A 22,858-nucleotide genomic window follows, 5' to 3' on the forward strand; every position below is an offset into this window, starting at 1 on the left:
TTTTTTTGTTTCTGGAGTGGTTAAAATGACTGGTTTAGAAAGACAACTTACTGAAATGCTTGAAGCTCCGGTTGAAGCGTTAGGCTACGAGTTGGTTGGATTAGAATTTATTCGCGCAGGTGCGCACTCAACATTAAGAATTTACATTGATCATGGAAATGGCATCAATGTTGACGATTGTGCAGAAGTAAGTCGTCAAGTGAGTGCAGTACTTGACGTCGAAGATCCAATTTCTGTTGCTTACAGCCTAGAAGTTTCTTCACCAGGCTTAGAAAGACCACTTTTTAAAGCAACACATTATGAGCAATTTATTGGTCACGAGGTCAGCATCGTTTTGAAAATGGCCGTTGCTAACCGTCGCAAATGGAGTGGTTCTATCCATGGTGTTGATGGTGAAACAATAGCGTTAAATGTTGATGGGCAACAAGAAGAATTTGCTCTTAGTAACATTTCAAAAGCTAACCTGATCCCTAAATTTTAGTTCCCTAAAAAAGTTTAAGCTTAGAGGCTAAATACAATGAGTAAAGAAATTTTAGCGGTAGCAGAAGCGGTATCGAACGAAAAAGCGGTACCTCGTGAGCGTATCTTTGAGGCACTTGAGATTGCTCTAGCAACGTCTACTAAGAAAAAGTACGATATCGAAATTGATGTTCGAGTTGCTATTGACCGTAAAACAGGTGAATTTGAAACATTTCGCCGTTGGTTGGTTGTAGAAGAAGTTGAAAATCCAACAAAAGAAATCTCGTTTGAAGCTGCACAATACGAAGAGCCAGAAATTCAATTAGGCGACTTCGTAGAAGATGATATTCCTTCTGTTACTTTTGACCGTATTACTACTCAGACAGCAAAACAAGTTATTGTACAAAAAGTGCGTGAAGCTGAACGAGCTCAAATTGTCGGTCAATTTATCGACAATGAAGGTGATCTGATTACAGGTGTCGTAAAGAAAGTAAACCGTGAAACCATCGTTTTAGATTTAGGTAACAACGCTGAAGGTGTGATTCTTCGTGATGACCAACTTCCACGTGAAAATTTCCGCCCAGGTGACCGTGTGCGTGGCCTTTTATACAAAGTTGCTCCAGAAGCGCGTGGTTTCCAGCTATTTTTAACTCGTTCAAAACCTGAAATGCTAGAAGAGTTGTTCCGAGTTGAAGTGCCAGAGATCGCTGAAGAAATCATCGAACTTAAAGGTGCTGCTCGTGACCCAGGCTCTCGTGCAAAAATTGCTGTAAAGACTAATGACAAGCGTATTGACCCAGTTGGTGCCTGTGTCGGTATGCGTGGTGCACGTGTTCAAGCTGTTTCTGGTGAACTAGGCGGTGAACGCATTGATATTGTTCTATGGGATGACAACCCTGCTCAATTTGTTATTAACGCAATGGCGCCAGCAGACGTAGCTTCTATTATTGTTGATGAAGATGCTCATGCGATGGATATCGCGGTTGAAGCGGATAACCTAGCACAAGCTATCGGTCGTAATGGTCAAAATGTACGTTTGGCTTCTCAACTTACAGGGTGGGAACTCAACGTAATGACGGTCGCTGATCTGCAGAAGAAACATGCAGAGGAATCACAAGCTTCTATCGAAAACTTTATGAAATATCTCGATATTGAAGAAGATTTTGCTCAGATGCTAGTGGAAGAAGGCTTCTCAACGTTAGAGGAAGTTGCTTACGTACCAGTTAACGAGCTGCTTGAAATTGACGGTTTGAATGAAGAGCTTATCGAAGAACTTCGTAATCGTGCTAAAAATGCATTAACCACTATTGCACTTGCACAAGAGGAATCCTTTGAAGGCTTAGAACCTGCAGAAGACTTGTTGTCTTTAGATGGTCTGGAGCGTGAAATGGCATATAAATTGGCAGCGAAAGGTGTTGTAACATTAGAGGATCTTGCTGACCAAGGTATCGATGATTTAGAAGGTATTGAAGGCTTAACTGAAGAACGTGCTGGTGAGCTTATTATGGCTGCACGTAATATCTGTTGGTTTGGCGAAGAAGCATAATATCAGCAAGGAGGAAGCGGCATGACACAATTAACGGTTAAAGCTCTGAGTGACGAGATTGGTACTCCAGTCGACCGCTTAATGGAACAACTTGCTGACGCGGGTATGAACAAGGCAAGTTCTGACCATGTCTCAGATGAGGAGAAACAAAAACTTTTAACTCATTTGAAAAAAGAGCACGGCGATACGTCGGGTGAATCTGAACCTACTCGTTTGACGCTTCAACGTAAGACTCGCAGCACATTAAGTGTTGCAGCAGGTGGCGGCAAAAGTAAGGATGTTCAAGTGGAAGTGCGTAAGAAGCGCACCTATGTGAAGCGCAGCACTATCGAAGACGATGCAAAACGTGAGGCTGAGGAAGCAGCACAACGTGAAGCTGAAGAGCTTGCGAAACGTGAAGCAGAAGAACAAGCTAAACGTGAAGCTGCAGAGAAAGCACAGCGCGAAGCCGAAGATAAAGTGAAACGTGAAGCGGAAGCAAAACGTGAAGCAGAAGAACAGGCAAAACGTGCACAAGCTGAGAAGGCCAAGAAAGAAATGAATGCAAAAAACGCTGACGTGAACGCGAAAGCTAAAAAAGAAGCTGACGAACTAAAAGCTCGTCAAGAGCAAGAAGCTCAACGTAAAGCAGAGCAAGAAGCTGCAAAACTTGTCGAAGAAGCTCGTAAATTAGCAGAAGAAAATGAAGCTCGTTGGTCTGAAGAAGAGACCAAAAAGAAAGAGCTTGAAAACTCTGACTACCATGTGACGACTTCTCGCTATGCACGTGAAGCTGAAGATGCAGCGGATCGTCAACAAGAATCTGGTGCTCGTCGTAAGAAGAAGAAGCCAGCAAAAGAAGATTCTCCTCGCGGTGCTCGTAATCAGCGTGGTGGTAAAGGTGGCCGCAATAAAAATAAACTTGCGAAGCCTTCTTCGATGCAGCATGGCTTCGATAAATCAGCAACTGTTGCAAAACAAGACGTAATGATTGGTGAGACAATCGTTCTCTCTGAGCTTGCTAACAAGATGTCGGTTAAAGCGACAGAAGTTATTAAAGTTATGATGAAGATGGGAGCAATGGCAACCATCAACCAAGTGATTGACCAAGAAACAGCTGCTCTGGTTGCTGAAGAAATGGGCCATAAGGTCGTTCTTCGTAAAGAAAACGAACTTGAAGAAGCCGTTTTATCTGACCGTGATACAAATGCAGACGCAGTGCCACGTGCACCAGTTGTCACAATCATGGGTCACGTTGACCACGGTAAAACGTCTACGTTAGACTACATTCGTCGTACTCATGTTGCATCAGGCGAAGCGGGTGGCATTACACAGCACATCGGTGCTTACCATGTCGAAACTGATAACGGAATGATCACTTTCCTTGATACTCCTGGACACGCGGCGTTTACCGCTATGCGTGCTCGTGGTGCTCAAGCGACAGATATCGTAGTCCTAGTTGTTGCAGCAGACGATGGTGTAATGCCACAGACAGTTGAAGCAATTCAACACGCAAAAGCAGCAGGTGTTCCTCTAATTGTTGCTGTGAACAAGATCGATAAAGAAGATTCAAACCCAGATAACGTTAAAAATGAGCTTGCTCAATACGATGTTATTCCTGAGGAGTGGGGCGGTGAGAACATGTTCGTTCATATCTCTGCAAAACAGGGGACAAATATCGATGGTCTTCTAGAAGCTATCCTCCTTCAATCTGAAGTTCTTGAGTTGACAGCGGTAGCGGAAGGCATGGCATCTGGTGTGGTTGTTGAATCTCGTCTAGATAAAGGCCGTGGTCCAGTAGCAACAGTGCTTGTTCAATCTGGTACGCTGAACAAAGGTGATATCGTACTTTGTGGTCAAGAATACGGTCGTGTTCGTGCAATGCGCGACGAACTAGGTAAAGAAATTACTCAAGCTGGTCCATCTATCCCTGTCGAGATCCTAGGTCTTTCAGGTGTACCATCTTCAGGTGACGAAGCAACAGTAGTACGTGATGAGCGTAAAGCGCGTGAAGTTGCAAACTACCGTGCAGGCAAGTTCCGTGAAGTGAAACTTGCTCGTCAACAGAAATCTAAACTAGAGAACATGTTCTCTAACATGACGGCTGGTGAAGTTGCTGAACTTAATGTTGTTCTGAAAGCGGACGTACAAGGTTCTGTGGAAGCGATTGCTGATTCACTACTGAAACTGTCTACTGATGAAGTGAAAGTAAACATTGTTGGTTCTGGTGTAGGTGGTATTACTGAGACTGACGCAGTTCTTGCAGAAGCTTCAAACGCAATCATCCTTGGCTTTAACGTACGTGCGGATGCATCTGCTCGTCGTGCGATTGAAGCAGCAAGCGTTGACCTACGTTACTACTCAATCATTTACCAATTGATTGACGAAGTGAAACAAGCAATGGGCGGTATGCTTGCTCCAGAATTCAAGCAAGAAATCATTGGTCTTGCTGAAGTACGTGATGTATTTAAGTCACCGAAGCTTGGTGCAATCGCTGGTTGTATGGTAACTGAAGGTCTGATTAAGCGTAACAACCCAATCCGTGTACTACGTGATAACGTTGTTATCTACGAAGGTGAGCTTGAATCACTACGTCGCTTTAAAGATGATGTTCAAGAAGTTAAAAATGGTTACGAGTGTGGTATCGGCGTTAAGAACTACAACGATGTTCGCGTAGGCGACCAGATCGAAGTATTCGAAATCGTTGAAATTAAACGTACTCTAGACTAATTGACGAAAATGACTAAATGTCGAGAAGACAAATAGTGATTGGTTGTTGAATACACCATGGGGGGCTGGCTTGACCATCCCCCCATTCTTTCTATATAAGAGAATAATTATGTCAAAAGAATTTAGCCGCACGCAGCGTGTTTCTCAGCAGCTGCAAAAAGAACTGGCGATGATCCTTCAACGCGAAGTTCGTGATTCTCGCCTAGGTATGGTTACCATTTCAGATGTTGAAGTGTCTCGTGACCTTGCTTATGCCAAAGTATTTGTTACTTTTTTGTGTGTCGGTGAGCAAACGCCAGAATCATGCCTAGCAGCGCTTCGTGAGCACGAAGTTCATATTCGCATGATGTTAGGCAAACGCATTCGCTTACGTCTAACGCCAGAGGTTCGTTTCCATTACGACAATACTTTGGTTGAAGGTATGCGTATGTCTAACTTAGTCTCTGAAGTTGTCAACGAAGATAAACGTAGACAGCAAGGTTCAGGGCGTGAAGAAGATCAGGCAGGGGAAGAGTAATGGCTCGTCGTCGTAAAGGTCGTCCAATTAATGGTGTCATTCTGTTGGATAAACCAACAGGCATTTCCTCCAATGATGCACTGCAAAAAGTAAAGCGTATCTACTTTGCTGAGAAAGCGGGTCATACGGGGGCATTGGACCCACTCGCGACGGGTATGTTGCCGATCTGTTTAGGCGAAGCAACCAAATTTTCTCAGTTCTTGTTGGACTCAGATAAGCGCTACCGTGTAATTGCAAAGCTTGGTGAGCGCACGGATACGTCTGATTCTGACGGTGAGGTGGTAGAGACGCGTCCTATTGACGTAAACTTAGAGAAATTAGAAGCGTGCATTGATACTTTCCGTGGAGAATCCGATCAAGTACCTTCAATGTTCTCAGCTTTGAAATACCAAGGTAAGCCGCTATACGAATACGCCCGTAAAGGTATTGCCGTACCGCGTGAATCTCGTAAGATCACGGTATACGAAATTGTACTTCACCGCTTTGAAGGTGATGAAGTTGAGATGGAAGTGCATTGCTCGAAAGGCACTTATATCCGTACTATCGTTGATGATCTAGGTGAAATGCTTGGTTGTGGCGCACACGTGACCATGCTTCGTCGTACTGGTGTTGCTAATTACCCATACGAAAAAATGGTGACACTAGAGCAGTTAAATGAACTGTTAGAACAAGCACACCGTGATGAAGTCGCACCGAAAGAATTGCTTGACCCACTTTTATTGCCAATGGACACTGCGGTTGAAGATTTACCTGAGGTGAATTTAAACGCTGAACTCACTCATTTAGTCCAACACGGTATGCCAGTACAGGTTTTGGGTGCACCTGAAGGTACGCCAATTCGTATGACTTCTGGTCAAGACAAGCAGTTTATTGGTGTCGCTGAAGTGAACGATGACGGCAAAGTTGCGCCCAAGCGTTTGGTGGTTTTTCGCGACGAAGAATAGCTTCACAAGGTTCAACCAAATACCAGCCTGAGTGCTGGTATTTTTATATTGCGTGAATAGAGAAACTTCCTTATAATTCGCGCTTCGCGTAGCGGCTGAATCAGAGATTGGCTGCTACAAATTTAAACTTTACTCTTATTAGGAGAGAATTATGTCTCTGAATGCAGAAACTAAAGCAGCAATCGTTGCAGAATACGCGCAAGTTGAAGGTGATACAGGTTCACCAGAAGTTCAAGTAGCTCTACTTACAGCTTCTATCAACCACCTACAGGGTCACTTCAAAGCACACAAAGGCGATCACCACAGCCGTCGTGGTCTTCTACGTATGGTTTCTCGTCGTCGTAAGCTTCTAGATTACCTAAAAGGTAAAAATCTAGCTCGCTACCAAGACCTAATCAAGCGTCTAGGCCTACGTCGCTAATCAGCGACTGCATAGCAGTTTGTAAAAAAAGGGGCATTATGCCCCTTTTTTTATTGACTAAATTTAGCCAAATAGCGCTTATACCGTTATACTACACGCGATTAAATCTCGTATTAGAGGTTTACATTAAACTCATTGCATTACAGTCAACCACGTCGACCAAAAGGTCGCGACTATTAAAAATGAATTGCTTCAGTGGGCATAGCCGCTTACTTAGTTTATTTTTACTAGTCGCGATTCGTAATGCCTTGGGGTTCAATTCACAGACCTTAAATATTTTTGAAATACAGAAAATATTTACAAACAAGGAATAACAATGTTCGAAAAACCAGTTGTTAAAACGTTCCAGTACGGTAACCACACCGTTACTCTAGAAACTGGCGTTATTGCACGTCAAGCTACGGCTGCAGTTATGGTTACTATGGACGATACAGCAGTATTCGTTTCTGTAGTAGGTAAGAAAGAAGCGGTAGAAGGTCAAGACTTCTTCCCTCTAACCGTTAACTACCAAGAGCGTACTTACGCAGCAGGTAAAATCCCTGGTGGTTTCTTCAAGCGTGAAGGTCGTCCTTCTGAAGGCGAAACGCTAACGGCTCGTCTAATCGACCGTCCAATCCGTCCTCTATTCCCAGATGCATTTAAAAACGAAGTACAAGTTATTGCAACAGTAGTATCTGTGAACCCAGACGTTCAACCAGACATCCCAACAATGATTGGTACGTCTGCTGCACTAGCTATCTCTGGTATTCCGTTCAACGGTCCTATCGGTGCTGCGCGTGTTGGTCACATCGACGGTCAACTAGTACTTAACCCAAGTAACACTGAGCTAGAAGCATCTAAGCTAGACCTCGTTGTTGCGGGTACTGAATCGGCAGTACTAATGGTTGAATCAGAAGCTGACAACCTAACTGAAGAAGAAATGCTATCTGCGGTTGTATTCGGTCACGATCAACAACAAGTAGTGATTAAAGCAATCAACGAATTCAAAGCTGAAGTTGCTACTCCTGCTTGGGATTGGGTTGCACCAGCAGAGAACACTGCGCTGGTTACTAAGATCGCTGAACTTGCTGAAACGAAACTGGTTGAAGCTTACCAAATCACTGAGAAGATGGCTCGTTACGACCGTATCCACGAAATCGCTGGTGAAGTTAACGAAGTGCTGCTTGCTGAAGATCCAGAAGCAAACACAAAAGAAATCCACACTATCTTCCACGATCTAGAGAAGACAGTTGTACGTCGCAGCATCATCGCTGGTAACCCACGTATCGATGGTCGTGAAAAAGACATGGTTCGTGCGCTTGACGTACGTACTGGTGTTCTTCCTCGTACTCACGGTTCTTCACTCTTTACTCGTGGTGAAACTCAAGCGCTAGTAACTGCGACTCTAGGTACGCAGCGTGACGCTCAAATCATCGACGAGCTAACAGGTGAGCGTAAAGATCACTTCCTACTACACTACAACTTCCCTCCATACTGTGTTGGTGAAACTGGTTTTGTAGGTTCTCCTAAGCGTCGTGAAATCGGTCACGGTAAACTGGCTAAACGCGGTATCGCAGCAGTAATGCCTTCTGTTGATGAGTTCCCATACACAGTACGTGTTGTATCGGAAATCACAGAATCTAACGGCTCTTCTTCAATGGCTTCTGTATGTGGTACTTCTCTTGCTCTTATGGACGCAGGTGTGCCAATTAAGTCTTCTGTTGCGGGTATCGCAATGGGTCTTGTTAAAGAAGGCGACGACTTCGTTGTTCTTTCTGACATCCTTGGTGACGAAGACCACCTAGGTGACATGGACTTTAAAGTAGCAGGTACTAACACTGGTATCACGGCACTTCAAATGGACATCAAGATCGAAGGTATCACTAAAGAGATCATGCAAATTGCGCTTAACCAAGCTCAAGGTGCACGTAAGCACATCCTATCTGTAATGGATGAAGCGATCTCTGGCGCTCGTGAAGATATCTCTGAATTTGCACCACGTATTCATATGATGAAGATCAGTGCAGAGAAGATCAAAGACGTCATTGGTAAAGGTGGCGCTGTTATCCGTGCTCTAACCGAAGAAACGGGTACAACAATTGAAATCGAAGATGACGGTACGATCAAAATTGCAGCAACGGAAGGCGCTGCAGCGAAAGAAGCGATCCGTCGTATCGAAGAAATCACTGCTGAAGTTGAAGTAGGCCGTATCTACACAGGTAAAGTTGCGCGTCTAGCGGACTTTGGTGCGTTTGTCACTATCCTTCCTGGTAAAGATGGTCTGGTACACATCTCTCAAATTGCTGAAACACGTGTTGAGAAAGTGTCTGACTACTTAACTGAAGGTCAAGAAGTACAAGTAAAAGTACTTGAAATTGATCGTCAAGGTCGTGTTCGTTTGAGCATGAAAGAAGCAGTAGAGAAACCTGAAGCAGCAAGTGAGTAGAACTTTACAGGTTTCATTCACTGATTAGCTTATTACATGATATAAAGGGGAGCGTTTTTCGCTCCCTTTTTTTTGGGTTGATTTTAGGAGATTTTTATCCTAATAACTGATATTTTCTCAGGTAGATATAACACATACTCAGACCATAGGTGGTCTATAAAGGAGTTCTCATTGTGAAATGGTTGCAAACCGCAAGTATTGGTATGGCGTTGGTTCTGGCTGGTTGTGCTAATGTAAATCAGTCCTCTTCATCAAACTTTCTGTATCCACCAATGGCGGTAGCTCTTCAGCCGAATGTACAACAGGAAGTGCAGATTGCTCGACTTTCGCAGCTTCTACAACGTCCTGATTTGCAGCCAGCAGTTCGAGCCAAGATGCATTACGAGCGCGGAAGTTATTATGACAGTGTTGGCTTGCGTGACCTTGCTCGATTGGATTTTAATCAGTCATTACAATTGAATCCTGCTCAGCCAGATATTTTTAATCTTTTAGGCGTTTATTTCACTCAAGTAGGGGAGTTTGATGCGGCTTATGAAGCCTTTGACTCGACATTAGAGCTTGCTCCTGATAACTCCTATGCTGAGAGAAACCGTGCGATTGCACTTTATTATGGAGGTCGGACCGATCTCGCACTTGAAGAAATGACGGCGCATTATCAGGCCATGCCAAGTGACCCTTTCCGGGCTCTATGGCTGTATATTATTGAAGCCGAAAAAAATCCTGAGCAAGCCAAAGCGAGTCTTCAACAACGTTATCAACGTGATCGAAGTGAAGAATGGGGTTGGGCTCTAGTGGCGATTATGCTTCGAGATGTCAGTGACCAAGCTGCATTTCAAGCAATAATGGCAGGATCTAATGAAAACTACCGTCTGGCTGAGCATTTGACAGAGGCCTATTTTTATTTAGGTAAACGTTCTCAGCTAGAGGGAAAGACCGCCGAAGCAGTCTCTTTATACAAATTGGCGATTTCGTTTAATGTATACGAGTACATTGAGCACCGTTATTCATTCTTAGAACTTGCACAAATCTTTGAGCGATTACAAAAAGATGCACTAGAGAAAAATAAACCGTCATAAGGCGGTTTATTTTTCTTGAGGGCTTCGAAGTTCGAGGTTAAAATAGTTAGCCTGGCTAACCAATGGGTGATGTAATGGCATTAGAAGAAAGCTTAATCGACTTAGAGCGCTTTTGTGCAAAAGCGTGGAGGGTTTACGCAAAAGAAGATCCACTCGCTCATCTGAGTTTTAACGAGTTCGATTATCTGCGAGTGATTCAACTTTATCCTGAAGGGATTCGAATTACTGATCTAGCAGAATCTCTTCAAGTGACTAAGCCTTCGGTCTCTAATATGGTGGCTCGATTAGTAAAAAAAGGTCTAGTTAAAAGAATCAATTGTCATGAAGACGCACGTGCAAAACGCGTACTACTGACAGAAAAAGTGCTGCAAGAGATGTCCTTAGAAAAGGTGGTTTATAAAGATATCTCAACTCAGTTGATGTCTAAACTCGATCAACAAGAAGTCAATCAATTACAAAATCTGTTAGATAAGGCATTGAGTGACTAAATTATAATTTATTTTTGTCTAATTAGTTAGCTTGGCTAACTATATGTGGTGGAAGTGATGAAAAACGCTATCTATAAACAGTTTTGGAAGTATACGATTCCGACCGTTGCGGCGATGTTGGTTAATGGGCTATATCAAGTTGTTGATGGTATTTTTATTGGTCGTTATGTGGGAGCTGATGGATTAGCAGGAATTAACGTAGCTTGGCCAATTATCGGCTCTATTCTTGGTATTGGTATGATGATCGGTGTCGGTACGGGGGCTTTAGCCTCAATAAAGCAGGGAGAAAAGGACAGTGAAGGTGCGAAACGCATTCTCACTACGGGCTTGATGCTATTGCTCGCCATCATGCCAGTAGTGGCGGTAACATTGCACTTTTTTGCCGATGATTTCATCCGTTGGCAAGGCGCCGAGGGACGAGTGTATGAACTTGGCTTGCAGTACCTACAGGTTTTAGGTGTAGCATGTGTATTTTCGTTGGGTTCAATTGCGATTCCTTTTCTGCTGCGTAATGATGATAGCCCTAACTTAGCCACTATCTTGATGGTGATAGGTGCAGTCATCAATATTGTATTGGATTATGCATTCATTGCTTGGCTGGGGTGGGAACTTACTGGAGCTGCCATTGCAACATCGATAGCACAGATGGTAGTAACCGTATTGGGTGTTGGCTACTTCTTTACTTCGAGAGCGAATATGCGTTTGTCTTGGAGTCAACTTGATGTTCAGATTAATGTAATTCCAAGAATCCTTGTTATCGGTACGTCGAGCTTTTTTATGTATGCTTACGGCTCGATGATGATTGCTTTGCATAACAGCTTATTTGCTCAGCATGGTAGTGCCTTACTGATTGGTGCTTATGCGATCTTGGGTTATATCGTTACTGTGTACTATCTGGTTGCGGAAGGTATTGCTAATGGCATGCAACCATTGGTGAGTTATAACTATGGTGCTCAAAATAACGAAAATATTCGCAAGTTATTGAAAATATCGTTGGGTACCTCAGTTCTGGGGGGCATCGCGTTTGTTATTTTGCTGAATATTTTCCCGTATGAATTTGTGTCTGTATTCAATAGCACGGATCAAGCTTTAATTGAAAGCACGGTCTTGGGGATTCGCTTACATATGTTTGCTTTGTTCTTGGATGGTTTTTTAGTGGTCGCTGCGGCGTATTATCAATCCGTCAATAAGGGGAGCAAAGCCATGTTCGTCACGATTGGTAATATGTTAATTCAGTTGCCTTTCTTGTTTATTATGCCGAAACTACTGGGTGTTACTGGCATATGGATCGCCTTTCCACTGTCTAATATTGCCTTGACAGTGGTGGTTATGATTATGATGTGGCGTGATATCCGCCAGCTTAACTGTCAGGATTCGTTTGAGTCTGTCGCCCAACCTTCTTAAGGTTGACGAAAATGCTAGGGTTTGTTGAATGCTATTACTGTGATGACAAAGTTCAATAAACCCTAAAATCTTACCCAAGACCTTTGAGGTGACTTGGGTATGTTTCGTTGTCCAAAGTGCGACTAACTTTTGACATCTAGACCTGATAGACGGTGCCAATATCCATTACATTCAAGTTTTGAAAGTCTTTGAGGAGCACTTCCTTGTTGATTAGCTCGGAACTGATTCAACTGAGATAAAGTACTTAGGCCGAGTGGACTTAAACGCACGACATCAACGACCCCCTGCATTGCTGGCAGCTCATTTACTAAGTTATAGCAATAGCCTGATTGAGTTTGAATACCATTAAGGTTAAAGATTTCCTGGCCTTCTTGGCTTTTAACTACCATACCGCTTGGGTACTTTATACAGCAGGTTTGGCATACATCCTTGGCTCTATTTTCTGCACGAGCAGTAAAACAGCGTGCAGAGTAAGCGAGTGGAAGGTAACCATGGCTGAATACTTCCACTTCGAATTTGTGACGAATACCAAGCTCATCACACTGCGTCAAAATATCCACCAACCACTCCCGAGAGAGCTCAACAGGCATGCACCAGCGGATCATACCTTTGTTTAGGAAAAGATTGAGAGTTTGGGCATTGTAGCTGTTAACCGCAGGACCAACGACAAATGGCACTTTTTTCTCATGGGCTAATTGAATGGCTGAAACGTCATTGGCTTCTATTATAAATTCGCCATTGTCGATCAGTGTTTTCATTATCGACAGTTCACTCGGGGCTTCCAATAAGGCCATAGTTGAGAGAACCACTTGTTTGCCTTCTTCTGCGAGAGATTTGGCAACCTCGAACCATTGTTTGGGTTTGAGTTCTCTCCTTTTTGAACATACGGTTTCGCCTAAATAGATGATATCGGCTGAGGACTGTTTTGCTTGCTGATAAAAGCTTTCCACTTCTTGTTTAGGCCAGAAGTACAGGAGTGGACCTAGGGAGTATTTCATTGCATTATTCTCTTTTATTGCCATTGACGATGGTAAGCACCTAAAGTGGTTTGTCTGCCTTCAGAGACATTCGCTAATGCAGTATTCCATTCATTGTTAACTTGATACGCTTCTGGATTTGACTGATAGCTGTCAATGGCTGCACGCCAAGCTCGTGTCACTTGTTCAACATAAGCAGGGCTTCGTTGGCGTCCTTCAATTTTTACTGAGGCGACATTGGCGGCAAATAACTCAGGTAATATCGATAAGGTATTTAAGCTGGTAGGCTCTTCTAACACATGGTAGCGTTTTCTTTCTCCAGTAAGATCAATGTCGAAACGACCTTTGCATAGAGTCGGATAGCCGGCTGATTCATTTTCTTGATAGCGATCAATAAGAATATTATTGAGTCGTGATTCTAAGCCTTGTGAGGTTTCTTGCCATCGAACATACTGAGCTGGAGAGCATGCACCGGCGGTATTTGGTGACTCGCCAGTCAGGTAGGACGAGAGGTAACAGCGTCCTTCTGACATGATACATAAACTCCCAAACCCAAACACTTCTAACTCGACATCACTTGGAATGTGTCGAGAAAGTTGCTTAACTTGATGGATAGACAGTACTCTCGGGAGAACAATGCGCTTAATATTAAAGTTTTGTTTATAGAAATTTATCGCCGCAAGATTGGTTGCTGAGGCTTGAACGGATAGGTGTAATTCGAGATTTGGGTAGGTTTTTGTTGCATATTCTAAGACAGCAATGTCTGCGATAATTAGGGCATCAATCCCTAATGCAGCAGCATGGTCAACGGCATTTGTCCAGCGATTAAATCCATTGGGATGCGCAAAAGTATTTAATGCAATGTGGATTTTTTTGTTTCTCTCATGGACATACTGTACCGCTTTCTCTAATTTTTTTGCGTTGAAGTTAAGGCCTGCAAAATGACGGGCATTGGTGTCATCTTTAAAGCCAATGTAAACGGCATCAGCGCCGCAATCAATGGCGGTTTTAAGCGCAGGCAAGTTACCTGCAGGACACAGAAGTTCCATATAATCACGATATTAAACAAATAAAAAGGAGCGAATATTTTATGGAGAATAGGCTCTGCTCAACTTGACCTAAATTATGTTTACTTTAGATCCTTGGTTATTTTCGTCGAAGCCAATAAGAGGTCGCTAGCTTTTCTGGTAAAGACATTGGGCGAATAGGGTTTCCACATCATGTTTAGGCTGAGGTCGATAAAAATGAAAACCTTGAATGGAATGGCATTGCAGGTTGGAGAGTAAAGCTGCTTGTTGGTGGCTTTCGACGCCTTCGGCTACCACATTCATATTCAGAGATTTACCTAGATTGATGATATTTTCAATAACGGTGACTTGTTTGGGTGACATATCGATATCGTTGATAAATTCACGGTCAATTTTAAGCTCATCAATCGGAAATCGAGCTAAGTAGGACAGAGAAGAGTAGCCGGTGCCAAAGTCATCTATTGATAAGGTAAAACCTAATTTCTTGATTGAGTTTAGCATTTGTAATGTGTGCTGACTGTCACTCATTACGGCGCTTTCTGTTAATTCAAAAGTAATGCAGCTCGGATCAAGTTTGGTAGTGCGAATCATCTTTTCGACATAATCGATCAAATGTGGGTTTTGGAACTGTTGCGCTGAAAGGTTAATCGCAATACGCCCGGGAAGAATACCCTGGTGTTTCCAATGCTTAACATTAGCAAAAACTTCTCTCATTACGATCCGGCCTAACTGCTCGATCAAGCCTGCCTGCTCAGCAACTGGAATGAAGACACTAGGGCTGATGTAGCCTTCCACTGGGTGCTTCCAGCGAACAAGTGCTTCGGCTCCATTGATGCTAAAGTCACGTGTTGTCACTTTGGGTTGATACCAAACTTCAAGGCCATTTTGCTGTAAGGCCTTTTGAAGTTCGATTTCAAGCCACAAACGCATACGAGCTTCTTTATTCATCCGATCGTTGAATTTACTTAAGTAGTTGCGACCCCGTTTTTTTGCCTGATGCATAGCAGTATCAGCATTTTGTAGTAGACTGCGAGCATTATGCCCATATTGAGGATAATAAACGCTGCCGACAGAGCAGGTTAATTGTTTAGTAAAGTGCTGTAAATCAAATGGCTGATTTATTAGTGATACGATTTGTTGTGACAGTATATCTGCGGTATGAGCACTTTCAGGGTTTGGTAGGAGTACACCAAACTCATCGGCACCTAAATGAGCAATGATGCATTGTCTAGGTAATTTTTTTCGAAGTCGTGTTGCAATCTCTTTTATAACCTTATCACCAATAAGGTGGCCCAGAGAGTCATTAATGCGTTTGAAATTATCAATGTCTAGGTACAGTAATAGTTGTGGTATTTTAAATTCAATAAGTTGATCAATATGCTTAGTAAAGCCCTGTCGGCTATACAGCTTGGTGAAGTCATCAATATAAGTATCATGCCAAGAATTTGAGAAGTTTGATAGGGTGGGCTTATCTACATCTTGAATAAGAACAAGCTGTGTTAGTTCACCAAAATTGATCAAAAGGCTACTTTTTAATTGAAGTTCTCTTTCTTGCTCAAGTTTTAGGCTTGTTACGCAAATATATGGTTTTGTGGAAAGAAAGTGAGTAGTATTTGAGCCGAATATTTTCTTTCTGTTGGCACCCATAAACGAAGAAGATAGTGGCGTTCCAATCAAATCATCTGGTGAGCTAACACCGAGTAATCGAGCTGATGATGGGTTTGCAGTAACGATGGTATCCTCTTTTATTAGTAATATTCCATCTGATAATGTCTCCATTAGCAGAGAAACTTTTTTTTCCGGTGTTTTGATTGAACACGAGAGCAAGTGCTTTTCTGAAGTATCGATCGCATGGACGAATACAGCACTTATCGAATGCTCTTCGTAGATAGGGATTAGAGAGAAGTAGAGCTTAGTTTCTAAACCTGTTTCACCTAATGTAATTTCTGCAGTTAGATACTCACCATTGAAGGCTTGCTGATAGTAAGGGGCAAGCTGCTGATAAAATTGTTTCCCTAGGAGCTGTTCATCATCCAGTCCTACAATTTGCTTTTTAGTTAACCCAGCAATAGCACAGTATCGGTCACTCACCATTTGATAGTGGAAATTTTTGTCAATAATGGCATAAAAAGATGGACTATTTGCTGTTAGTCGTGTGAACCAATATTGTAATTGCTGATAAGGCATTAATAATCACCTATTTTGATACTTTGAGTTTATTGTTGTTAAAGTGTGATTATTATATTATTTATTTATAATTTTATCCCTTAGATATTGTTATTTTGATTGTACTTTTTATCAGTAAAATGTTCATTTTTTGATGCATCACAGGTATTAAAGTTGAGTGATTTCGTAATATGACTCATCGAAAATTATCTACGGAAATGAAGCGTGTTAAATAAAATCCACCATCAACTCGTCAACAATGCCGCATTAATTTTGCGCTCTCCGATACGACTAATCCCTGTTGCCTTACAAAGAAAAGTTTTATTAGAAGGATTAAGAGTTGTTTTTCAAGATGCGTTAGAAGATGGAGATTTTGAATTTCTGAGAAATAGGTGGCTTAAAATTGAAATTAAAGATTTACGTTTCACGTGGTATATCAGTTATCAAGATGACAAATTAATCGTTGCCGATAAATTGGTTCAGGAAAATGTCTGTTTTAGTGGTAATCTAAACGACTTAGTGCTAATTGCTGGTCGTAAAGAAGACCCTGATACGTTGTTTTTCCAACGTCGCCTCTCGATTGAAGGCGATACTGAACTGGGTTTAGAAGTGAAAAACTTAATGGACAGCGTTGACTTGGAACAGTTACCCAAATCTATACAAATGGCCTTGGAAATGTTAGCTGGCTTTGTTCAAAAAGGCATCCAAGTGCCAGTACAAAAAAACGGAGTTTCAAATGCTTATTCGAACTGAAGCACCTGCAGATATTTTGACGATTGATCGCTTATTAAAAGCGGTATTTCCGACTGATGCAGAAGCCAACCTTGTGATGAAACTACGTGAAAATAGTAAACTCACCTTATCACTGGTGGCTTGTACTGAAGAAGGAGAAGTCATTGGGCATGTTTTATTTACTCCTGTTCTAGTCAATGGTGAAGACTTGTTATGGCAAGGACTAGCCCCGTTAACTGTTGATGAAAAATATCGTCGGCAAGGTATAGGGGCTGAATTAATACGAGCAGGTTTTGAGTCTTTACGTGATTTTGGCTACCCAGTATGTGTTGTATTAGGTGACCCAAACTATTACTCTCGCTTTGGCTTTAAAGCTGCAGATGAAATTGGTTTTGATTGTGCGTGGGAAGTCCCACCTGGTGTATTTCGTATTGCTGAGTTAATCAGTGGTCATTGTGAAGGACATTCGGGGCGAATTGATTACGCCAATGAATTTGCAGAGCTGTAGAGCTTTTGAAATACTGAACTTGCCTCACGAACGCTGACTTCATTTTACTCAGAAGACAGTTTATTTTTCTGGATTAAGCTTTGTTCATATAGTAAGACGCTAAGCTTTTTTATTTGGGCTTATCCTAGTTCCGTGATGTCAAATAATAACGAAAATGGACTGGTTCTCTGACGTTAGTGAGTAAGTCTGATAAGATAACGTCGTTCCAAGAGGTAGCAATCAATGTTCATTAACCAAAAATACTATTTACAAGAAATGGGAATCAGTACATGGGAGCTGATCCATCCAGAAAAAATACTTGGCTATCAAGCTTCGCAACTGGATTTACCTCGTTCTTGTAAATTACTTCTAGTCTCGCCGATATGTCCAGAAGGCCAAACCGCATTGATGTTTGAGCGTGTATTGAAAAGTATTAAACTCTGTCTTGATGATGCACTTCATCTAGAACCTCAGCAGCTTTCTCAACTGGGTACTCATGACTTAGATTGGATCTGGTTTGCAGGGGATGAAGCAAGTGATAACGACTATGAAGCAATCAATAACAGTAAGGTAAAGCGACTTCACTCGCCGCTTTTACAAGATATTGATGGCAATACTGAGCAACGCCGCGCCTTGTGGTTGCAAATTTGTTCTTATTCATAATGGAGAAAGGCGTGACAATTCAAGTAACCCCTATGACAGAAGAGCATTTAGATCAAGTTTGGCAAATTGAGCAGCAGGCTCACTCTCATCCTTGGGCTGAATCGCTGATTAGAGACCTTTCCAGTCGAGGGGCTTGTCATCATGTATTGCTTAAAGAGAAGCAAGTGGTCGGTTACTTTTATGCCCAAAATATTGTTGGGGAAGTGACGTTACTGAATATTGCTATTGCCACTGAGCAACAAGGTAAAGGGCTAGGGCGCAAACTGTTAGAGGCGTTCTTGGCGGTTTGTCAGCAAGCAAACGCTGAGAGTGCTTGGTTAGAGGTTCGAGAAAGTAACCTTTCTGCGATTCATATTTATGAGCAAGCTGGCTTTAATGAAGTAGATCGTCGTTATAATTATTACCCAGCCAAGAACAATAAAGGTAAAGAAGACGCACTGATCATGAGCTATTTATTCTTCTTCAACTGAGTTTTTTATGCTTCTTCAACTGAGTGTTTTAAAAGCTTGGTTATGCGACTTAGTCATTGGGAAGATATCATTGGTTGCCCCTAAAGCAATAATAAGCGAGAATATCGCGCAATATTGAATCGAATAAAGCTTGTTTGAATATTGAGCAAGCTATCAGACATCAAAGAAGACCAGTTTCATGTCAAATACACCTTTTCTAGGCGAAGTTTCTAAACGTAGAACGTTCGCTATTATTTCTCACCCGGATGCGGGTAAAACCACCATTACTGAAAAAGTACTGTTATTCGGAAACGCGATCCAAAAAGCAGGGACGGTTAAAGGTCGTGGTAACGCACAGCATGCAAAATCAGACTGGATGGAAATGGAAAAGGAACGTGGTATCTCGGTTACTACGTCTGTCATGCAGTTCCCGTACAACGATTGTCTGGTAAACCTACTTGATACTCCTGGACACGAAGATTTCTCGGAAGATACTTACCGTACTCTTACGGCGGTGGACTCATGTCTGATGGTGATCGATGCGGCGAAAGGTGTCGAGGATCGTACTCGTAAGCTGATGGAAGTAACACGTCTGCGTGATACGCCAATCGTAACCTTCATGAACAAACTTGATCGTGACGTTCGTGATCCAATGGAAGTATTGGATGAAGTAGAAAACGAGCTGGGCATGATGTGTGCGCCAATTACCTGGCCAATCGGCTGTGGTAAAGAGTTTAAAGGTGTTTACCACATTCATCGTGACGAAACGATTCTGTACGAATCAGGTCATGGTCATGAAATCCAAGAAGTGCGCATCATCAAAGGTTTGGATAACCCAGAATTGGATGAGAAGGTAGGTGAAAGCCTAGCCGCGAGCGTTCGTGAAGAACTTGAACTTGTTATGGGCGCTTGCCCTGAATTTGATCACGAAGCATTCCTTGTTGGTGAACTCACACCAGTTTATTTCGGTACTGCACTAGGTAACTTTGGTGTTGACCACATGCTAGATGGCCTAACTGAGTGGGCGCCAGCGCCGAAAACTCGTCAAGCAGTAGAGCGTGATGTGGAAGCGACAGAAGACAAGTTCTCAGGCTTCGTATTTAAGATCCAAGCAAACATGGATCCAAAGCACCGTGACCGTATTGCCTTCATGCGTATCGTATCGGGTACTTACACTCAAGGCATGAAGATGAACCACGTTCGTCTTGGCAAGCAAGTAAGTATTTCAGATGCGGTAACTTTTATGGCAGGCGACCGTTCTCGCGCAGAGCATGCTTACGCGGGTGATATCATTGGTCTTCACAACCACGGTACCATCCAAATTGGTGATACGTTCACTCAAGGAGAAGCGTTGAAGTTCTCTGGGATTCCAAACTTCGCGCCAGAACTGTTCCGTCGTATTCGTCTAAAAGATCCATTGAAACAAAAGCAGCTACTAAAAGGTCTGGTTCAGCTTTCTGAAGAAGGTGCGGTACAGGTATTCCGTCCACTGCAAAACAACGACCTGATCGTTGGTGCGGTTGGTGTGCTTCAGTTTGATGTGGTTGTGGCTCGCTTGAAGTCAGAATACAACGTTGAAGCGATCTACGAAGGCGTCAATGTAGCAACCGCGCGTTGGGTGGAGTGTGACGATGCGAAGAAACTGGACGAGTTCCAACGTAAGAACCAAACCAACCTAGCATTGGACGGTGGTGATAACCTAACGTACATCGCGCCAACTATGGTTAACCTAAATCTAGCGCAAGAGCGTTTCCCAGATATCGATTTCCGTGCGACTCGTGAGCACTAATCGAATCTAACTCGCTTTACCTCGTAAACTAGATCATAAACCGCCGTTAGCTATACACTTATTGCTAACGGCGTTTTTTTATTTGGCGTAACGCGAATTCTATGAGTGAAAAAAAAGGGTGTGTAATGAACTGGTTTAAGAAAGGACTCAAACGCTATGACGATTGGTGTAAAGAGATGGGGTTGACGCCTGATCAAAAGCGCAGTTGTGTTCCGTATAAACAAGACCTAGCTCATAAAGGTGTGCCTGCTAATAAAGCAGAGCAAGAGAAAGCAAACAATGAAACTGTTTGATACCCACTGCCATTTTGATTTCGATGTCTTTCAGCAGGATTTTGCTTACCAGGTTGACCTTGCTCGTGAGCAAGGGGTAGAGCGTATTTTGATTCCGTCTATTGGGCCAAGTAACTGGGCTCGTATTCAAGATCTGGCCAATCAATACTCTCAGCTTTATTATGCGCTGGGTTTTCATCCCTATTTTCTAAAACCAGAGTTTGAGCAGTTTGTCCCAGAACTGGAATCGTTACTTTCCTCAACCAACCGACAATGTGTTGCCATAGGAGAGTGTGGTTTGGACTTTGCTATAGATGTGCCTGTCGAGCTTCAAGAGCAGGCACTTGAATTGCAATTCGAACTGGCAAAACAGTTCGATCTGCCGGTTATTTTACACAGCCGAAAGGCGCACAACCGTCTTATCCAAATGGTCAAAGCCGCTAAGCTGCCAAAAGGTGGGGTGTTGCATGCTTTTTCAGGCAGCTATCAGCAAGCGATGGAGTGGGTGCGATTAGGTTTTTTTATCGGAGTCGGAGGGACGATTACCTACCCGAGAGCCAATAAAACTCGTACAGCTATTCAAAAACTTTCCTTGAGTTGTTTGGTTTTGGAAACCGACGCACCAGATATGCCATTGTTTGGTTATCAAGGTCAAACTAATCATCCAGAAAAGGCACGTTTGATTTTTAATGAACTATCCTTATTACGTAATGAAAGTGCGCAATCGATTGCTGAAGTACTGTGGCAAAACAGTCATTCTTTATTTGGGTTAATTAGAGCTAACTAAAAAATAAGTTAAAAGAATTAGAAAATGTTCCGCTTTTTATTGTGAGTTTTGTCACAAAATGACATGAATCAATCATGAATCTTATAAGAAACTGTGAGACCCCCATTACTTTAATGGCTAGGCCATGAGTATAATTGCCCCGCTTTTTATAGCTCCATTTTATTATACGCCAATAAACTTATAAGGAAGTCATAAACTATGAGCCTGTTTATGAGCCTAGTCGGTATGGTTGTGCTACTTGCTATTGCATTTGCCTTCTCATCTAACCGTAAAGCTATCAACTTTAGAACTGTGGGTGGCGCATTCGCTATCCAATTTGCACTGGGTGCATTTGTTCTTTACGTACCTTGGGGCCGTGATGTATTAAACGGTTTCTCAAATGGTGTTGCTAACGTTATCAACTATGGTAACGATGGCTCATCTTTCCTATTCGGTGGTCTTGTTTCTGACAAGATGTTCGAAGTCTTCGGCGGCGGCGGCTTTATCTTCGCATTCCGCGTTCTTCCGACACTGATCTTTTTCTCAGCACTGATTTCAGTTCTTTACTACATTGGCGTTATGCAGTGGGTTATCAAGATTCTTGGTGGTGCACTACAGAAAGCGCTTGGTACTTCTCGTGCAGAATCTATGTCTGCAGCAGCTAACATTTTCGTTGGTCAAACTGAAGCTCCTCTCGTTGTTCGTCCTTTTGTTCCCAAAATGACTCAGTCTGAGCTATTTGCGGTAATGTGTGGTGGTCTAGCATCTGTAGCGGGTGGTGTACTAGCGGGTTACGCTTCTATGGGGGTACCTCTTGAGTACCTAGTAGCGGCATCATTTATGGCTGCTCCAGGTGGTCTACTGTTTGCTAAAATCCTTCTTCCTGAAACAGATAAACCTCAAGAAGACATCAATGAAGCACTAGATAGCAGCGCTGACAAACCAACAAACGTTATCGATGCAGCAGCAGGTGGTGCGGCATCTGGTCTACAGTTAGCGCTTAACGTAGGCGCAATGCTGATTGCTTTTGTTGGCTTAATTGCTCTTCTCAATGGTATGCTAGGTGGTATCGGTGGTTGGTTCGGTATGCCTGAACTAACACTAGAACTTATCCTAGGTTACGCTTTCTCACCACTTGCGTTCCTAATTGGTGTTCCTTGGGATGAGGCTGTGGTTGCTGGCTCATTCATCGGACAAAAAATTGTTGTTAACGAGTTTGTTGCTTACCTGAACTTTGTTCCTTACATTGGTGAAAACGCCCAAGTTATTGCGGCAACTGGTGAAGTAATGTCTGAGAAGACAACAGCAATTATCTCATTCGCACTGTGTGGTTTTGCTAACCTGTCTTCTATCGCAATCCTATTAGGTGGCCTTGGTAGCCTTGCTCCAAACCGTCGTAGTGATATTGCTCGTATGGGCATCAAAGCGGTATTAGCAGGTACCTTATCTAACCTTATGGCTGCTACCATCGCTGGTTTCTGCTTGAGCTTAGCTGCGATGTAATCTATATCGCCTCTCTTTAGAGATACTGAGTTAATGC

Annotated in this window: 21 protein-coding genes; 18 read left to right on the forward strand and 3 right to left on the reverse strand. The window is 42.8% G+C overall.

All coding sequences use genetic code 11. The features are described 5' to 3' along the window. The first annotated feature begins 25 nt into the window (after positions 1–25). The 10 genes from rimP to VSA01S_RS00465 all read left to right on the forward strand — a co-directional run bounded on the left by rimP (position 26) and on the right by VSA01S_RS00465 (position 11,989). Positions 26–481 (forward strand): ribosome maturation factor RimP, encoded by a 456-nt coding sequence (rimP, locus tag VSA01S_RS00420; protein WP_039979611.1) that lies wholly within the window; start codon positions 26–28, stop codon positions 479–481. Positions 482–517: 36 nt separating this feature from the next. Then, a complete protein-coding gene (gene nusA / locus VSA01S_RS00425; protein ID WP_039979460.1) occupies positions 518–2,005 on the forward strand; it encodes a transcription termination factor NusA in 1,488 nt (495 codons plus the stop codon). 21 nt (positions 2,006–2,026) lie between these two features. Continuing rightward, positions 2,027–4,714: a translation initiation factor IF-2 gene (gene infB / locus VSA01S_RS00430; RefSeq protein WP_039979461.1), complete on the forward strand. Its 2,688-nt coding sequence runs from the start codon at positions 2,027–2,029 to the stop codon at positions 4,712–4,714. A 109-nt stretch (positions 4,715–4,823) separates the two neighbouring features. Next, positions 4,824–5,231 carry a 30S ribosome-binding factor RbfA gene (gene rbfA, locus VSA01S_RS00435; RefSeq protein ID WP_021708142.1) on the forward strand — a complete coding sequence of 136 codons (408 nt, stop codon included), beginning with the start codon at positions 4,824–4,826 and terminating at the stop codon, positions 5,229–5,231. Then, positions 5,231–6,175 (forward strand): tRNA pseudouridine(55) synthase TruB, encoded by a 945-nt coding sequence (gene truB, locus VSA01S_RS00440; protein WP_039979462.1) that lies wholly within the window; start codon positions 5,231–5,233, stop codon positions 6,173–6,175. Before rbfA ends, truB begins: the two co-directional genes overlap by 1 nt. Positions 6,176–6,326: 151 nt before the next feature. Continuing rightward, complete coding sequence (gene rpsO, locus VSA01S_RS00445) at positions 6,327–6,596, forward strand: 30S ribosomal protein S15 (RefSeq protein ID WP_021708144.1); 270 nt, start codon at positions 6,327–6,329, stop codon at positions 6,594–6,596. Positions 6,597–6,912: 316 nt separating this feature from the next. After that, positions 6,913–9,021 carry a polyribonucleotide nucleotidyltransferase gene (gene pnp, locus VSA01S_RS00450; RefSeq protein ID WP_021708145.1) on the forward strand — a complete coding sequence of 703 codons (2,109 nt, stop codon included), beginning with the start codon at positions 6,913–6,915 and terminating at the stop codon, positions 9,019–9,021. A 173-nt stretch (positions 9,022–9,194) separates the two neighbouring features. Beyond that, the gene (gene nlpI / locus VSA01S_RS00455) at positions 9,195–10,097 is read left to right on the forward strand and encodes a lipoprotein NlpI (RefSeq protein WP_021708146.1); all 903 of its coding nucleotides are present in this window, start codon (positions 9,195–9,197) and stop codon (positions 10,095–10,097) included. 74 nt (positions 10,098–10,171) lie between these two features. Beyond that, complete coding sequence (locus tag VSA01S_RS00460; RefSeq protein ID WP_039979463.1) at positions 10,172–10,585, forward strand: MarR family winged helix-turn-helix transcriptional regulator; 414 nt, start codon at positions 10,172–10,174, stop codon at positions 10,583–10,585. Positions 10,586–10,642: 57 nt separating this feature from the next. Beyond that, positions 10,643–11,989 (forward strand): MATE family efflux transporter, encoded by a 1,347-nt coding sequence (locus tag VSA01S_RS00465; RefSeq protein WP_039979465.1) that lies wholly within the window; start codon positions 10,643–10,645, stop codon positions 11,987–11,989. A gap of 122 nt (positions 11,990–12,111) precedes the next feature. Here the strand turns inward: VSA01S_RS00465 and VSA01S_RS00470 are convergent, their stop codons facing one another. The 3 genes from VSA01S_RS00470 to VSA01S_RS00480 all read right to left on the reverse strand — a co-directional run bounded on the left by VSA01S_RS00470 (position 12,112) and on the right by VSA01S_RS00480 (position 16,181). Then, positions 12,112–12,987: a U32 family peptidase gene (locus tag VSA01S_RS00470; RefSeq protein ID WP_039979612.1), complete on the reverse strand. Its 876-nt coding sequence runs from the start codon at positions 12,985–12,987 to the stop codon at positions 12,112–12,114. Between the two features lie 14 nt (positions 12,988–13,001). Then, positions 13,002–14,015, reverse strand: coding sequence for a ubiquinone anaerobic biosynthesis protein UbiU (gene ubiU / locus VSA01S_RS00475; protein WP_039979467.1), 1,014 nt, complete (start codon positions 14,013–14,015; stop codon positions 13,002–13,004). A gap of 126 nt (positions 14,016–14,141) precedes the next feature. Continuing rightward, positions 14,142–16,181: a bifunctional diguanylate cyclase/phosphodiesterase gene (locus VSA01S_RS00480; RefSeq protein ID WP_039979468.1), complete on the reverse strand. Its 2,040-nt coding sequence runs from the start codon at positions 16,179–16,181 to the stop codon at positions 14,142–14,144. 204 nt (positions 16,182–16,385) lie between these two features. Between VSA01S_RS00480 and ubiT the strand changes: the two genes are divergently transcribed. The 8 genes from ubiT to VSA01S_RS00520 all read left to right on the forward strand — a co-directional run bounded on the left by ubiT (position 16,386) and on the right by VSA01S_RS00520 (position 22,821). Continuing rightward, positions 16,386–16,913 carry a ubiquinone anaerobic biosynthesis accessory factor UbiT gene (ubiT, locus tag VSA01S_RS00485; RefSeq protein ID WP_039979469.1) on the forward strand — a complete coding sequence of 176 codons (528 nt, stop codon included), beginning with the start codon at positions 16,386–16,388 and terminating at the stop codon, positions 16,911–16,913. Next, complete coding sequence (locus tag VSA01S_RS00490) at positions 16,897–17,400, forward strand: GNAT family N-acetyltransferase (protein WP_039979470.1); 504 nt, start codon at positions 16,897–16,899, stop codon at positions 17,398–17,400. The genes ubiT and VSA01S_RS00490 overlap by 17 nt, the downstream gene beginning before the upstream one ends. 222 nt (positions 17,401–17,622) lie before the next feature. Continuing rightward, positions 17,623–18,042: a DNA polymerase III subunit psi gene (locus VSA01S_RS00495; RefSeq protein WP_039979472.1), complete on the forward strand. Its 420-nt coding sequence runs from the start codon at positions 17,623–17,625 to the stop codon at positions 18,040–18,042. Positions 18,043–18,053: 11 nt separating this feature from the next. Beyond that, a complete protein-coding gene (gene rimI / locus VSA01S_RS00500) occupies positions 18,054–18,512 on the forward strand; it encodes a ribosomal protein S18-alanine N-acetyltransferase (RefSeq protein WP_039979474.1) in 459 nt (152 codons plus the stop codon). Between the two features lie 178 nt (positions 18,513–18,690). Further along, positions 18,691–20,280: a peptide chain release factor 3 gene (gene prfC, locus VSA01S_RS00505; protein ID WP_021708156.1), complete on the forward strand. Its 1,590-nt coding sequence runs from the start codon at positions 18,691–18,693 to the stop codon at positions 20,278–20,280. A 125-nt stretch (positions 20,281–20,405) separates the two neighbouring features. Further along, on the forward strand, positions 20,406–20,573 hold the full coding sequence (locus tag VSA01S_RS00510) for a DUF5363 family protein (RefSeq protein WP_021708157.1): 168 nt from the start codon (positions 20,406–20,408) through the stop codon (positions 20,571–20,573). Further along, entirely contained in the window at positions 20,560–21,339 is a 780-nt protein-coding gene (locus tag VSA01S_RS00515; protein WP_039979477.1) for a TatD family hydrolase, read from the forward strand. The genes VSA01S_RS00510 and VSA01S_RS00515 overlap by 14 nt, the downstream gene beginning before the upstream one ends. Positions 21,340–21,537: 198 nt before the next feature. Next, positions 21,538–22,821 carry a NupC/NupG family nucleoside CNT transporter gene (locus VSA01S_RS00520; protein ID WP_039979479.1) on the forward strand — a complete coding sequence of 428 codons (1,284 nt, stop codon included), beginning with the start codon at positions 21,538–21,540 and terminating at the stop codon, positions 22,819–22,821. Positions 22,822–22,858: the final 37 nt, after the last annotated feature.

Origin of the sequence: Vibrio sagamiensis NBRC 104589 (genome assembly GCF_007990935.1) — a bacterium.
GTDB classification, from domain to species: domain Bacteria; phylum Pseudomonadota; class Gammaproteobacteria; order Enterobacterales; family Vibrionaceae; genus Vibrio; species Vibrio sagamiensis.